Annotated in this window: 11 protein-coding genes; 9 read left to right on the top strand and 2 right to left on the bottom strand. The window is 74.9% G+C overall.

Annotation, left to right across the window (positions count from 1 at the left end; translation table 11 throughout):
* Positions 1-96: 96 nt before the first annotated feature.
* The 9 genes from ACIQCH_RS04640 (at position 97) to ACIQCH_RS04600 (ending at position 8,801) form a co-directional block, all read left to right on the top strand.
* The gene (locus ACIQCH_RS04640; RefSeq protein ID WP_402577880.1) at positions 97-501 is read left to right on the top strand and encodes a MazG nucleotide pyrophosphohydrolase domain-containing protein; all 405 of its coding nucleotides are present in this window, start codon (positions 97-99) and stop codon (positions 499-501) included.
* 230 nt (positions 502-731) lie between these two features.
* A complete protein-coding gene (locus tag ACIQCH_RS04635) occupies positions 732-1,124 on the top strand; it encodes a DUF6344 domain-containing protein (protein ID WP_402577878.1) in 393 nt (130 codons plus the stop codon).
* A 317-nt stretch (positions 1,125-1,441) separates the two neighbouring features.
* The gene (locus ACIQCH_RS04630) at positions 1,442-2,614 is read left to right on the top strand and encodes an acyl-CoA dehydrogenase family protein (RefSeq protein WP_402577876.1); all 1,173 of its coding nucleotides are present in this window, start codon (positions 1,442-1,444) and stop codon (positions 2,612-2,614) included.
* A gap of 86 nt (positions 2,615-2,700) precedes the next feature.
* On the top strand, positions 2,701-3,633 hold the full coding sequence (locus ACIQCH_RS04625) for a bifunctional MaoC family dehydratase N-terminal/OB-fold nucleic acid binding domain-containing protein (RefSeq protein ID WP_402578281.1): 933 nt from the start codon (positions 2,701-2,703) through the stop codon (positions 3,631-3,633).
* Complete coding sequence (locus ACIQCH_RS04620) at positions 3,633-4,688, top strand: acyl-CoA dehydrogenase family protein (RefSeq protein ID WP_402577874.1); 1,056 nt, start codon at positions 3,633-3,635, stop codon at positions 4,686-4,688. Before ACIQCH_RS04625 ends, ACIQCH_RS04620 begins: the two co-directional genes overlap by 1 nt.
* Positions 4,685-5,113 (top strand): MaoC family dehydratase, encoded by a 429-nt coding sequence (locus ACIQCH_RS04615; protein ID WP_402577872.1) that lies wholly within the window; start codon positions 4,685-4,687, stop codon positions 5,111-5,113. Before ACIQCH_RS04620 ends, ACIQCH_RS04615 begins: the two co-directional genes overlap by 4 nt.
* Positions 5,110-6,276, top strand: a complete 1,167-nt coding sequence (locus ACIQCH_RS04610; protein ID WP_402577870.1) for a lipid-transfer protein — start codon at positions 5,110-5,112, stop codon at positions 6,274-6,276. Before ACIQCH_RS04615 ends, ACIQCH_RS04610 begins: the two co-directional genes overlap by 4 nt.
* Before the next feature lie 136 nt (positions 6,277-6,412).
* Positions 6,413-6,943 (top strand): SigE family RNA polymerase sigma factor, encoded by a 531-nt coding sequence (locus ACIQCH_RS04605; RefSeq protein WP_402577868.1) that lies wholly within the window; start codon positions 6,413-6,415, stop codon positions 6,941-6,943.
* A gap of 208 nt (positions 6,944-7,151) precedes the next feature.
* Complete coding sequence (locus ACIQCH_RS04600) at positions 7,152-8,801, top strand: long-chain fatty acid--CoA ligase (protein WP_402577866.1); 1,650 nt, start codon at positions 7,152-7,154, stop codon at positions 8,799-8,801.
* A gap of 97 nt (positions 8,802-8,898) precedes the next feature.
* Here the strand turns inward: ACIQCH_RS04600 and ACIQCH_RS04595 are convergent, their stop codons facing one another.
* Entirely contained in the window at positions 8,899-9,525 is a 627-nt protein-coding gene (locus tag ACIQCH_RS04595) for an antibiotic biosynthesis monooxygenase (protein WP_402577864.1), read from the bottom strand.
* A gap of 14 nt (positions 9,526-9,539) precedes the next feature.
* The gene (locus tag ACIQCH_RS04590; protein ID WP_402577862.1) at positions 9,540-13,523 is read right to left on the bottom strand and encodes a PAS domain-containing protein; all 3,984 of its coding nucleotides are present in this window, start codon (positions 13,521-13,523) and stop codon (positions 9,540-9,542) included.
* Positions 13,524-13,636: the final 113 nt, after the last annotated feature.

The following is a 13,636-nucleotide window of genomic DNA, read 5'->3' as shown; positions in this document are numbered from 1 at the left end:
AAAGGCTTCTGACCTAACGTGGGGCGCGCCCGTCTGAGGGGCGCCCGGCGATCGGGGTGTCCCCTTTCGTACGCCGACCCCCGGGAGTTCGCAGTGATGTCCGTGTCCGACCTCGTCCGAGAGTTCCACGAGGCCTGCGGCCTCGAAGCGCGGGACCGGCCGGCGGAGGTCTCCGCGAAGCTGGCCCGGCACCGGCAGGACCTGATCGAGGAGGAGGTCGGGGAACTGGCGGAGGCCGCCGCGGAGGGCGGGCTCGTGGAGTTCGCGCACGAGCTGGCGGACGTCGTGTACGTGGCCTTCGGCACCGCCCTCGTCCACGGCATCGACCTGGAGGCGGTGCTCGCCGAGGTCCACCGGGCCAACATGTCCAAGCTCGGGCCCGACGGGCGGCCGACGCTGCGCGCCGACGGCAAGGTCCTCAAGGGGGACCGCTACCGGGCGCCGGACGTGGCCGCCGTGCTGCGGGCGCAGGGGTGGGAGCCCCGGCCCGCGGCGGAGTAGCGCGGGACGCGGTACGCGACCCCGGTGGGGCCCGGCGCGCGACCCCGGTGGGTCCCGGTGCGGGGCCCGGAAGGCGCCTCGGCGCCGGGGCGGTCGCCTCTCGCACTGGTCCGGGCGGGTGGTGTTTGTCGGAAGATCGGGGCGGCGGGGGTCGGCTTTCGGCTTGCGGACACATCATGACGAATGTATGCAGATCCGCCCGTCCGACTTGAGGACTCGAGGAGCCCGTCATGACCAGCAGCCGCGCCCTTCCGTCATTCTGGACCGCCCTGTTCGCCGCCCTCGCCGCGTTCTTCGGCGCCTTCCGCCGCCGGGGTGCCGCGGCCGGGGCGTCCGAGGCCGCGGCTCCGGTCGCCCGTACGGCCGCGCCGGTCGCCCGTACGTCGGCGGCGACGGCCCGTACGTCGGCGGCGACCGCCAGTACGGCCGTGCCGGGCGGTGCGGTCCGGGTGCCGCGGCAGTGGCGGCGGTCCGGTTCCGGCGCGCTGCCCCCCACCCTCAAGCAGCGGATCCGTGCCGAGGCGCACGGTTCGTCGCCCGCCCCGCGCCGGGCCGCGTCGGGACCGTCGTTCCTGACCCCGGGCGGGTCGTGGCCCGCGCACGCGTACGACCTGACCGCCTAGCGGAGCGCCGGGGCTCCTCGGTTCCGACTGCCGTTCAGAGCCCCGCACGTGCGCTTCCGCCGGAACCGCACGGCCCGGGTGAACGGGTCTGCGTACACCGCCGTTCAGCGGTCGAACGGCAACGTGGCGATCGACTTCCACCCCGGTGGCTCTGACGCCACGACCCCTGAGCACCTGCGGGACCGGACTGGCTGGGGTCCGGTCCCGCAGGCACGTCCCGGTCCTGCGGCCCCCTACTCCTTGACAGCCCCACCGTATCTGACGGACAGTCAGAAACTGACTGGTACGCCGTAGGTACGTCCGGGAGGCCGCCCGCCGTGCACCTCGCCCCGACCGAGCAGCAGCTGACCCTGCGCGCCGAACTGCGCGCGTACTTCCGCGCCCTGATGCCGGACGGCCCGCCGCCGCCCGACGACCCGGACGCCCCGGAGCGCCAGCGCGCGCTCCTGCGCCGCATCGGCGCCGACGGCCTGCTCGGCCTCGGCTGGCCCGTGGAGTACGGCGGCCAGGGTCGCGGTCCCGACGAGCAGTTCGTGTTCTTCGACGAGGCCTACCGCGCCGGCGCACCGGTCTCCATGGTCACGCTCAACACCGTCGGCCCGACCCTCATGAAGTACGGCACCGAGGAGCAGAAGGCCTCCTTCCTCCCCCGCATCCTGCGCGGCGAGCTCGTCTTCGCCATCGGCTACAGCGAGCCCGGGGCCGGCACCGACCTCGCCGCCCTGCGCACGCGCGCGGTCCGGGAGGGCGACGCGTGGCTGATCGACGGGCAGAAGGTCTTCACCTCGAACGCCCAGAACGCGGACTGGATCTGGCTGGCCTGCCGCACCGACCCCGACGCCCCCAAGCACAAGGGCATATCCATCGTCCTCGTCCCGACCGACGCCCCCGGGTTCTCCTGGACGCCGATCGGGACCGTCGGCGGCCTCACCACCACGGCGACGTACTACGACGGCATCCGCGTGCCGGCCGGGAACCTCGTCGGTGCCGAGAACCAGGGCTGGGGCCTGATCACCAACCAGCTCAACCACGAGCGGGTCGCCCTCGCCGCCATCGGCATGCAGGCCGAGGACTTCTACGCCGCCGCCCTCGCGCACGCCCGCACCTGCGACGCGGTCACCGGTGAGCGCCCCGCCGACCGGCCCTGGGTGCGGGCCCGGCTGGCGGAGGCGCACGCGCGGCTGGCCGCGGTCCGGCTGCTCAACTGGCGCCTGGTGCAGGACGTCGGGGCCGGCACCCTCGCGCCGGGTGACGCGAGCGGGGTGAAGTTCCTGGGCACGGAGTCCACCGTCGAGGTGTACCGGATGTGCCAGGAGGTCGTCGGGGAGGCCGCGCTGATCCGGGCCGGGTCGCCCGGGGCGGTCGGCGACGGCGAGTTGGAGCGGATGAACCGGGCCGCCCAGATCAACACCTTCGGCGGCGGGGTGAGCGAGGTCCAGCGCGAGATCGTCGCCATGATGCGGCTCGGCATGAAAGGGAGGAAGCGGTGAGCGCCGGCGAGGTGAGGGGCCAGGAGGGGCACGCGGGGAGGGACCGGGAGCAGCCCCGGGAGGACCGGGAGCAGCTCCGGGCAGTGTTGGAGCAGCCCCGGGAAGACCCGGAGCAGGACCTGTACCCCCTGCTCAGGGAGTTCGAGGGCCGCCCGGCCGCCACCGCGGGTCGGGGCAAGGACCCCGTGAACCCCACCATGATCCGCCACTGGTGCGAGGCGATGGGCGACGCGAACCCCGCCTACACCGGCCCCGCCGCGATTGCCCCGCCCACCATGCTCCAGGCCTGGACGATGGGCGGGCTGTCGGGCCACGGCGACCGCTCCGCCGCCTACGAGGAGTTGTTCGACCTGCTGGACGGCGCCGGCTTCCGTTCCGTGGTGGCCACCGACAGCGAGCAGGAGTACCTGCACCCGCTGCGCCCGGGGGACGAGGTCACCTTCGACGCCGTCATCGAGTCCGTCTCGCCGCGCAAGACCACCAGGCTCGGCACCGGCCACTTCGTGACCACCCGCATGGACGTCCGCGCGGGCGGGCGGCTGGCCGGCACCCACCGCTTCCGGATCCTCAAGTACGCCCCCGCCGCCCGACCGGCGCCGCCCCGGCCCGCGGAGCCCGCGCCCCGCCGCCCCCGCCCCGTCGTCAACCGTGACAACCAGGGTTTCTGGGACGGGGTGCGCGAGCACCGGCTGCTGATCCAGCGCTGCACCGGCTGCGACACGCTCCGCTTCCCCTGGCTCCCCGGCTGCAACGCCTGCGGCTCACCCGACTGGGACACGGTCGAGGCCGAGGGCGCCGGCACGGTGTTCTCGTACGTGGTGATGCACCATCCGCCGTTCCCGGCCTTCGACCCGCCGTACGCCGTCGCCCTCGTCGAACTCGCCGAAGGCGTCCGGATGATCACCAACATCACCGGGGTCCCGTACGACAAGGTGCGCATCGGGATGCCCGTCCGGCTGGAGTTCCTGCGCGTCGACGAGGAGCTCGAACTGCCCGTCTTCCGAGGGAGCGAGGGCTGATGGACTTCACCCCCACCGAGGAACAGGGCGCCGCCGCCGGGCTCGCCGCGCAGATCTTCGGCGACCTCGCCACCCACGACCGGCTGGCGGCCGCCGGCACCGGCACCGACGCCGAGCTGTGGAAGGCCCTGTGCGCCGCCGGACTGCCCGGCGCCGTAGAGGAGGTCGGGCTGCTCGGTCTCGTCCTGCTGCTCGAGGAGCAGGGCCGCACCACCGCCCAGGTGCCGCTCGCCGCCACCGCCGTGTACGGGATCCTCGCCCTGGCCCGGCACGGCAGCGCCGACCAGCGCGCCCGGCTGCTGCCCGCCCTGCGGGCCGGTACGGCCGTGGCGACCGGCGCGTTCCCGGCCCGCGGGGGCGCCGTGCGCAGCCCGGGCGGCCGGCTCACGGGCGTGCTGCCCGCCGTGCCCTGGCTGCGCGACGCCACCCACGTCCTGGTGCCCGACGCGGACCGTGCGCTCTGGCTCGTACGGACGGCCGACGCGGAGGTGGCTCCGGTGGAGACGACCGCGCCCTGGGCGGCCGGGCGCCTGCTGCTGGACGACACCCCGGCCGAGCGCGTGGGGTCCGACGCGGCGGGTCCGGCGGCGTACGCGGACGTGCTCGCCCTCGCCCGGACCGCGTTCGCGGGACTGCAGGCGGGGGTCTGCGCCGGGTCGCTGGCGCGGGCGGTGGAGTACACCTGCGCCCGCGAGCAGTTCGGCCGCCCGCTCTCCATGAACCAGGGCGTCCAGCTGAAGGCCGCGGACGCGTACATGGACACGGAGGCGATCCGGGTCACCGCGTACGAGGCGGCCTGGCGCACGGACGAGGGCCTGCCGGCCGCCGAGCACGCCCTCACCGCCGCCTGGTGGGCCTCCGAGGCGGGCAAACGGGTGGTGCACACCGGCCAACACCTGCACGGCGGCACGGGCGCCGACCTCGACCACCCCGTGCACCGGCACTTCCTGTGGGGCCGACAGCTGGACGCCCACCTGGGCTGCGGTCCCGAGCTCCTGGCCGAACTGGGCGGGCTGCTGGCGACCGACGGGGACCACGAGGAGGAACACGCATGAACGTCGGCGACACCCTGCCGCCGCTGGAGATCCCGGTGACCCGCACGCTGATCGTGGCGGGCGCGATCGCCTCCCGCGACTACCAGGACGTGCACCACGACGCGGAGCTGGCCCGGGAGAAGGGCTCCCCGGACGTCTTCATGAACATCCTGACCACCAACGGCCTGGTCGGCCGCTACGTCACCGACCACCTCGGCCCCCGCGCCGTCCTGCGCAAGGTCGCGATCAGGCTCGGCGCCCCCAACTACCCGGGCGACACGATGACCCTGACCGGGACCGTCACCGCCGTCCGGGAGGCGGAGGTCGAGATCCGCGTCGTGGGTGCCAACGGCCTCGGCCACCACGTGACCGGCACCGTCACCGCGGAGCTCCCGGCCGCGTACGACCCGGTGGACGGCACCGTCACCGCGGAGGTGCCGGCATGAGCGCGCGCACCCGCGACTCCCTCGGCGGCCGGGCCGCCATCGCCGGCATCGGCGCCACCGAGTTCTCCAAGGACTCGGGCCGCTCCGAGCTGAAACTGGCCGTCGAGGCCGTCCGCGCGGCCCTCGACGACGCCGGGCTGACCGCCGCCGACGTCGACGGCATGGTCACGTTCACCATGGACACCAGCCCCGAGATCACCGTCGCCCAGGCGGCCGGCATGGGAGAGCTGTCCTTCTTCTCCCGCATCCACTACGGCGGCGGCGCGGCCTGCGCCACCGTCCAGCAGGCCGCCCTCGCCGTCGCGACCGGCGTCGCCGAGGTGGTGGTCTGCTACCGCGCCTTCAACGAGCGCTCCGGGCGCCGCTTCGGGTCCGGCGTCCAGCACCGCGAGGCCTCCGCGGAGGGGGCGGCGCTCGGCTGGTCCCTGCCGTGGGGGCTGCTCACCCCGGCCTCGTGGGTGGCCATGGCCGCGCAGCGCTACCTCCACACGTACGGGCTCACCCCCGAGGCCTTCGGCCACGTCGCCGTCACCGGCCGGCGGTACGCGGCCACCAATCCGGCGGCCTGGTTCCACGGCAAGCCCATCACCCTCGCCGACCACGCCGCCTCGCGCTGGATCGTGGAACCGCTGCGGCTGCTGGACTGCTGCCAGGAGACCGACGGCGGCCAGGCGCTGGTGGTCACCTCGGTCGAGCGGGCCCGGGACCTGCGCCGGCCCCCCGCCGTGATCAGCGCGGCGGCGCAGGGCGCGGGCCGCATGCAGGAGGGGATGACGAGCTTCTACCGCGACGGCCTGGCCGGCCTGCCCGAGATGGACGTGGTCGCGCGCCAGCTGTGGCGGACCAGCGGGTCGGGCCCGGCCGACATCGACGTGGCGATCCTCTACGACCACTTCACGCCATTCGTGCTGATGCAGCTGGAGGCGTTCGGCTTCTGCGGTCCGGGCGAGGCGGCGGCGTACGTGGCCGCGGACGCCCTCCCCCTCAACACCCACGGCGGCCAGCTCGGGGAGGCGTACCTGCACGGCATGAACGGCATCGCCGAAGCGGTCCGCCAGCTGCGCGGCACCGCCGTGAACCAGGTCCCCGGAGCGGCCCGGACCCTGGTCACCGCGGGTACCGGCGTGCCCACGTCCGGCCTGGTCCTCGCCGCGGACGACTAGCCGAAGGCAGAGGGTTTCCCCCACCTCCTCCGACTTCAGGAGGTGGGGGAAACCCCCTTCCTACAACCTGAGACGGACCCCGCTTCGGCACTTCGGGCCGATCCCCCGGGGCACCCCCCGCTCCTAGCGTGTAGCCATGACCACCCTCGTCTGCCCGACCGCCTCGAATGCCTCGTACCCGTCGTTCTCGTCATACGTACGGACCAGGGGCTCGGTCCTCATGCGGACCGCGCGCTCGCTCACCGCGAACCCCTGTGACGCCGAGGACCTGCTGCAGACCGCGCTCGCCAAGACGTACCTGGCCTGGGACCGCATCGAGGACCACCGCGCCCTCGACGGCTACGTCCGCCGGGCGCTGGTCAACACCCGCACCTCGCAGTGGCGCAAGCGGAAGGTCGACGAGTTCGCCTGCGACGAGCTGCCCGAGCCCGAGGCCTTCCCCGCCGCCGACCCCGCCGAGGCGCAGGCCCTGCGCGACGCGATGTGGCGGGCGGTGACCCGACTGCCGGACCGGCAGCGGGCGATGGTCGTGCTGCGCTACTACGAAGACCTCAGCGAGGCGCAGACCGCCGAGCTGCTCGGGGTCTCCGTCGGCACGGTCAAGAGCGCGGTCTCGCGGGCGCTGGGCAAGCTGCGCGAGGACCCGGAACTCGTACCCGTCCGCTGACCCGCCCCTGTGGTGCGCGCACGTTTCACGTGAAACATGCGGCCGCGGAGCTACCGTGGGTAGCACCTGGCTCGAATCCGTGCAGGTCAGGCGCCTTTCCCCCGATGTGTGCACCGTTTCCGGCCGCCCTTTGTACTCCCGGGTAGTGACATACCGCGTGGTACGTAGCGAGAATCGCCGGACGACACCAACCCTCGGGAGGTTTCCGGTGTACAGCACCATGCAGGATGTCCCTCTGCTCGTCTCGCGCATCCTGGAGCATGGCCGCAAGGTCCACGCCACGTCGACCGTCACCACCTGGACAGGTGAGGCGGAGCCGCACCGCAGGACCTTCGCCGAGGTCGGCGACCGGGCCGCACAGCTCGCCCACGCGCTGCGCGACGAGCTCGGCGTCCGCCCCGACGACCGCGTCGCCACGCTCATGTGGAACAACGCGGAGCACGTGGAGGCGTACTTCGCGATCCCGAGCATGGGCTCGATCCTGCACACGCTCAACCTGCGCCTGCCCGTCGAGCAGCTGGTCTTCATCGTCAACCACGCCGCCGACCGGGTCGTCATCGCCAACGGCTCCCTGCTGCCGCTGCTCGCCCCCCTGCTGCCGCACCTGCCGACGGTCGAGCACGTGGTCGTCTCGGGCCCCGGTGACCGCTCCGCCCTCGACGGGCTGGACGTACGGGTCCACGACTACGAGGAGCTGCTGGCCGGCCGTGCCACCGGCTACGCCTGGCCCGAGCTGGACGAACGCCAGGCCGCGGCCATGTGCTACACCTCCGGCACCACCGGCGACCCCAAGGGCGTCGTCTACTCCCACCGCTCGATCTACCTGCACTCGATGCAGGTCAACATGACCGAGTCGATGGGCCTGACCGACGCGGACACCACCCTCGTCGTGGTTCCGCAGTTCCACGTGAACGCCTGGGGCCTGCCGCACGCCACCTTCATGACCGGCATCAACATGCTGATGCCCGACCGCTTCCTGCAGCCCGGCCCGCTCGCCGAGATGATCGTGGCCGAGCGCCCGACGCACGCCGCGGCCGTCCCCACCATCTGGCAGGGCCTGCTCGCCGAGCTCGCCGCCCGCCCCCGTGACATCTCCTGCATGAAGAACGTGACCATCGGCGGCTCGGCCTGTCCCCCCTCCCTCATGGAGGCGTACGACAAGCTCGGCGTCCGGGTCTGCCACGCCTGGGGCATGACGGAGACCTCCCCGCTCGGCACGATGGCCCACCCGCCGCACGGTCTCAGCGGCGAGGAGGAGTGGCCGTACCGGATCACGCAGGGCCGCTTCCCGGCCGGCGTCGAGGGGCGGCTGATAGGTCCCGGCGGCGACGAACTGCCCTGGGACGGCGAGTCCGCGGGCGAGCTGGAGGTGCGCGGCACCTGGATCGCGGGCGCCTACTACGGCGGCGCCGACGGCGAGCCGCTGCGCCCCGAGGACAAGTTCAGTGCGGACGGCTGGCTGAAGACCGGCGACGTGGGCGTGATCAGCGCCGACGGCTTCCTGACGCTGACCGACCGGGCCAAGGACGTCATCAAGTCGGGCGGCGAGTGGATCTCCAGCGTCGAGCTGGAGAACGCCCTGATGGCCCACCCCGAGGTCGCCGAGGCGGCCGTGGTGGCCGTCCCCGACGACAAGTGGGGCGAGCGGCCGCTGGCCACCGTCGTCCTCAAGGAGGGCGCGACGGCGGACTACGCGGCGCTGCGCGAGTTCCTCGGGCTGTCGGTGGCCAAGTGGCAGCTGCCCGAGCGCTGGGCCCTGGTCCCCGCCGTGCCCAAGACCAGCGTCGGCAAGTTCGACAAGAAGGTGATCCGCAGGCAGTACGCGGACGGCGAGCTGGAGGTCACGAAGCTGGCCTGAGCCGGTGGGCCGCGCCGGGGCCGGCTCCACGGCCCCGGCGCGGGCCGGCTCCACGGCCCCGGCCCCGGCCGCAGCCCTTGGCCCTACGGTCCCGGCTTCACGGCCCCGGCGTGAGCCAGGTCCGCAGCAGCCGGCTCACCGCCGGCATCGCCACGTAGGTCATGAGGGTGCTGAACACGGCGGCGAACACCGCCGTGCGCAGCACGACGTGCAGGTCCACCAGGACCGGGCCGAGCAGCGCGTTGCCGGCCAGCGAGATGGGGAAGATGGCCAGCCCGGAGCTGATCGCCATCTTCCAGCGCGGCGGCGCGGGCCGGGTGGTGCCCGGCTTGGCGAACCAGGTCTCCATGCCGGTCAGTTCGCGCCGGGCTATCTCCGTGTGGTGGTGGCCCCGGCAGTTCGCGAACCACTGTGCCCGCTCCGGCGAGACCTGCCAGCGCTCGAACGCCGCGTGGTCGGCGAACCGGTGCACGAGGAACCAGGGCGAGCCCTCGGCGGCGGGCCGGAACAGCCCGTAGCCCAGGTGTCCGTCGAAGCGGGCGGCGGTCTCCAGGATCCCGCGCGCCCACTCCTCGAACGGCGCTTCCCAGCCCGGCTCCACCTGCCGCGCGATCAGCAGCGTCACCTCGCCGTCGTCGGCGGGCACGGTGGTGGGCCGCTCCTGCTCCGGGCCCGTACCCGCCGGGCGCCGGTCCGTCGTGTCCCGCTCCTCTGTTCTGCGCATGGCAGCCAGAGTGGCTAATTGGTGCCGATCTTCGCCAGCAGGTCCACGATGCGGCCCTGCACCTCGGTGGTCGTCGAGCGTTCCGCGAGGAACAGGACGGTCTCGCCCGAGGCGAGCCGCGCCAGCTCCTCCTCGGCCTTGTCGATGCCGGTGGAGGTGTAGACGACCAGCGGGGTGCGGTTGAGCTGCCCGTTCGCGCGCAGCCAGTCCACGATGCCGGCGCGCCGGCGGCGCACCTGCACGAGGTCCATGACCACCAGGTTCGGCCGCATCTGCGTGGCCAGCTGCACCGCGTCCGAGTCGCCGCCCGCCCGCGCCACCTGCATCCCGCGCCGCTCCAGGGCGGCGGTCAGGGCGCCGGCGATGGCCTCGTGCTCCTCGATGAGGAGGACCCGCGGCGGGTGCTGCTCGCTGTCGCGGGGCGCGAGCGCCTTGAGCAGCACGGCCGGGTCCGCGCCGTACGCCGCCTCGCGCGTGGCCGTCCCGAGGCCGGCGGTCACCAGGACCGGCACCTCGGCGGCCACCGCGGCCTGGCGCAGAGACTGCAGGGCGGTCCGGGTGATCGGCCCGGTCAGCGGGTCGACGAACAGCGCGGCCGGGAAGGCGGCGATCTGCGCGTCCACCTCCTCGCGGGAGTGCACGATCACCGGCCGGTAGCCGCGCTCGCTCAGCGCCTGCTGGGTCTGCACGTCGGGCGCGGGCCACACGAGCAGCCGGCGCGGGTTGTCCAGGGGCTCGGGCGGCAGCTCGTCGTCGACCGGCTGCGGGACGGGCCGGTTGACGATCTCGACCGCTCCGCCGGGGCCGTCGAGCGGCTCGGGGCCCTCGGCGGCGTCGTCCGCGGGTGCTCCTATGGCGAAGGCGCGGCCGGCTTCGGGCTGTTCGGCCAGCCGGCGCCGGCGGCCGGAGCCGCTCTCCGCCGCGCCGGACGCGGGCTCCCCGGCCTGCGGGGTGCCCGGCTGCTGCGCGAGGGCCTCCTGCTGGGCGGAGGTCAGCGCCACGCCCTGGCCCAGGGTCCGGACGCTGATCGGCCCGGCCGGGTTGTCCTGCGGCTGGCGGGCGGCTGGCAGGGGTACGGGGCCGGCCGGGTCCGCGTCCTCGGGAGCGGTACGGGCGCCCGGCACGGGCCAGGCCGGGGTGGCCGGCAACGCGCGCCGGCGGCCGCCGGAGGCGGGCAGCGGATGCGGCTGCGGCGGCGTGTGCTCGTCCTCGGCGAGGGCGGTGCCGTGGGTCTCCGGGTCCGGAGTGCCGAGGGCGCGGCGGCCGCGCCGGCCGGATCCGGATCCGGCGGCGGCGGGCACGGGCACGGGCATCGCCATCAGGCCGGCGGGTTCGGCACCGGGCGCACCCGGGTCGGCGTTCCCGACCGCGGTGCCCGCGGCGGGCGTACCGGCACCGGCGCCGTCCGGGCCCTGCGCACCGGGGGCGTCGTGGTCGGCCGCGCCCCGCGGCCGCGCGGGGGCGAGGCCGGCGGGGGCCTGCGGGGCGTCGACACCGCCGGGCCCCGCGCCGGTCGGCCCGGACGGTACGGGGACCCCGGCGCCGCCGGTGTCACCCGGGGCCGGGACGGGGCCGCCCGGCGGCACGGGAGCCCCGGGCAGCGCGAAACCCGCACCACCGGCGGCCGGTACGGGACCTCCCACGACGGGCGGCACCGTGGGCATCGGCGGAACCGGGGGTACCGGCACCGGCGCACCGGGCACGGGCACCGGTCCGCCGGCCGGAGGCACGGGCGCACCGGACATGGCGATCGGCCCACCCGACGGCGGCACGGCCCCACCGGGCATGGCCACGGGTCCGCCGGGCATGGCTACGGGTCCGCCGGGCAAGGGCACCGGAGCACCCGGCAGCGGCACGGGCCCGGTCACGCCGCCCGGCCCGGCATCGGCGCCCGGCGCGGGCAGCGCCCGCCGACGCCCGCGCGGAGCGTCCTCGGGCTCGGGCTGCCCCTCGGCGGGGGACAGTGCGAGGGCCCGTCGTCGGCCGCCTCCCGCCGGCGGAACCGGAACAGGAACAGGAACAGGAACCGGAACAGGAACCGGAACAGGAACAGGAACCGGTCCCGCGGTCGGCAGCGCCAGCAGCTGCGGGGCCTCGGGCTCGTCGCCCGGCCGTCCGCGCCGGCGCCCGGTCGCGAGTCCGGCCGGATTCACCGGGGACTGCGCCAACTCCGCGGGCCCGGACTGGGCGGCGGGCACCGCCGGCACCGCGGGCACCCGCGGCGCGGCCGGTCCGTCCGGCATCCCGACAGCCACCGGCCCGCCGGGTACGGCGGGTTCGGCGGCGGGGGCGCGCCGGCGCCCGGACGGCAGCGCGAGGGCGCCCCAGTTCGGCTCGGGGGCCGCGGCCTCGTCCTCCAGGAAGGCGTCCACACCACGTCGGGCCCGACGCCCGCGCGGGGCCGCGTCACCCGCCGCGGCCTGCGGTCCGGACCCGGAAGCGGAACCGGCCGCGGAGTCCCCGGCGGGCTCGGGGTCCGGCTCGGGACCGGGCTCCGGCTCGGGCTCGGGCTCCGGGTCGGGCTCGGGCAGGGTCACCATGCCGGCCCCGGCGCCCAGCGGCACCTCCAGCACGTACGCGCCGCCCGGCGCCCCCGGCACCTCGACGGTCTGCAGCACGCCCCCGTGCGCGGTGACGATGCCCCGCACGATCGGCTCGTGGACCGGGTCGCCGCCCTCGTACGGGCCGCGCACCTCGATCCGTACGACGTCACCGCGCTGGGCGGCGGCCACGACCACGGTGGAGTCCAGGTAGCCGCCGGCGGCCACCGGGGCCTTGCCGGTGGCGTCCACGCCGGCCACGTCGGCGATGAGGTGGGCGAGGGCCGTCGCCAGCCGCGCCGGGTCGACCTCGGCCTCGATCGTCGGGGCGTGCACCGCGAACTGGGCCCGGCCGGGACCGATCAGCTCGACCGCGCCGTCGACACCGGCCGAGACGACCCCGTCGAGCAGCACCTTCTCCTTGGCGAGCCTTTCGGTGCCGGCGTCGAGCCGCTGGTAGCCCAGCACGTTGTCGACGAGCTTGGTCATCCGGGAGTAGCCGGCCGCCAGGTGGTGCAGCAGCTGGTTGGCCTCCGGCCACAGCTGTCCCGCGTCGTCCGCCGCCAGGGTGCCGAGCTCCTCGCGCAGCTCCTCCAGCGGGCCGCGCAGCGAGTCCCCGAGGACGGCCAGCAGTTGGGCGTGCCGCGCGGCGAGGGCGTCGTACGGGCGGCGGTCGGTGAAGGTCATCACGGCGCCGACGAGCTGGTCGCCGTCCCGGACCGGCGAGGTCGTCAGGTCGACGGGCACGGGCAGCCCGGCCTTGTTCCACAGCACCTGTCCGCGCACCCGGTGCTTGCGCCCGGAGCGCAGGGTGTCGGCGAGCGGGGACTCCTCGTACGGGAACGGCGAGCCGTCGGCGCGCGAGTGGACGGCCAGTGAGTGCAGTTCGCGGTTGCCGAGCTCGGTGGCCCGGTAGCCGAGGATCTGGGCGGCCGCCGGGTTGACCAGGACGACGCGGCCGTCGGTGTCCGTGCCGACGACGCCCTCGGCCGCCGCGCGCAGGATCATCTCGGTCTGGCGCTGCGAACGGGCCAGCTCCGCCTCGGTGTCCACGGTGCCCGAAAGGTCCCGTACGACCAGCATGAGCAGTTCGTCGCCGGTGTAGCGGTGCTGGTCGGCGTACGCGTCGCGGCCGTCCTCCAGGCTGGCGCTGGTGACGCCGACCGGGAACTCGGTTCCGTCCGTACGGCGCGCGGTCATCCGCTTGGGTTCGGTACGGCTCGGCTCCGCGTCGCCGGGGCGGCGCATGGAGCCGGGGATGAGCTGGGGGTCGAACTCCGGCAGCAGGGACAGCAGACCGCGGCCGACCAGCCCGGTGCCGGGGGACTCGAAGACGCCGAGCGCGATGGAGTTGGCGTTGACGACGGTGCCGTTCGCGTTGACGAGCAGCAGCGCGTCCGGAAGGGCGTCGAGTATGGCTGCGAGGCGAGCAGCGCCTCGGGATGGCCTGCTGCTCACGTGGACGCTTCCTCCCTGACTACTGGCATGGCTCGGGAGGAGTCTAAGGGCTTCACCCCGGCCGGCGGCGGTGGATGAGGGGGAGCTCTCACCGGATCGGGGGCCGGTGGGGA

The sequence above is a fragment of the Streptomyces sp. NPDC093225 genome (assembly GCF_044753805.1).
Taxonomy (GTDB): Bacteria; Actinomycetota; Actinomycetes; order Streptomycetales; family Streptomycetaceae; genus Streptomyces.
Note: the sequence above shows the minus strand (reverse complement) of the source record. Positions and strands in the feature narration are given on the sequence as shown.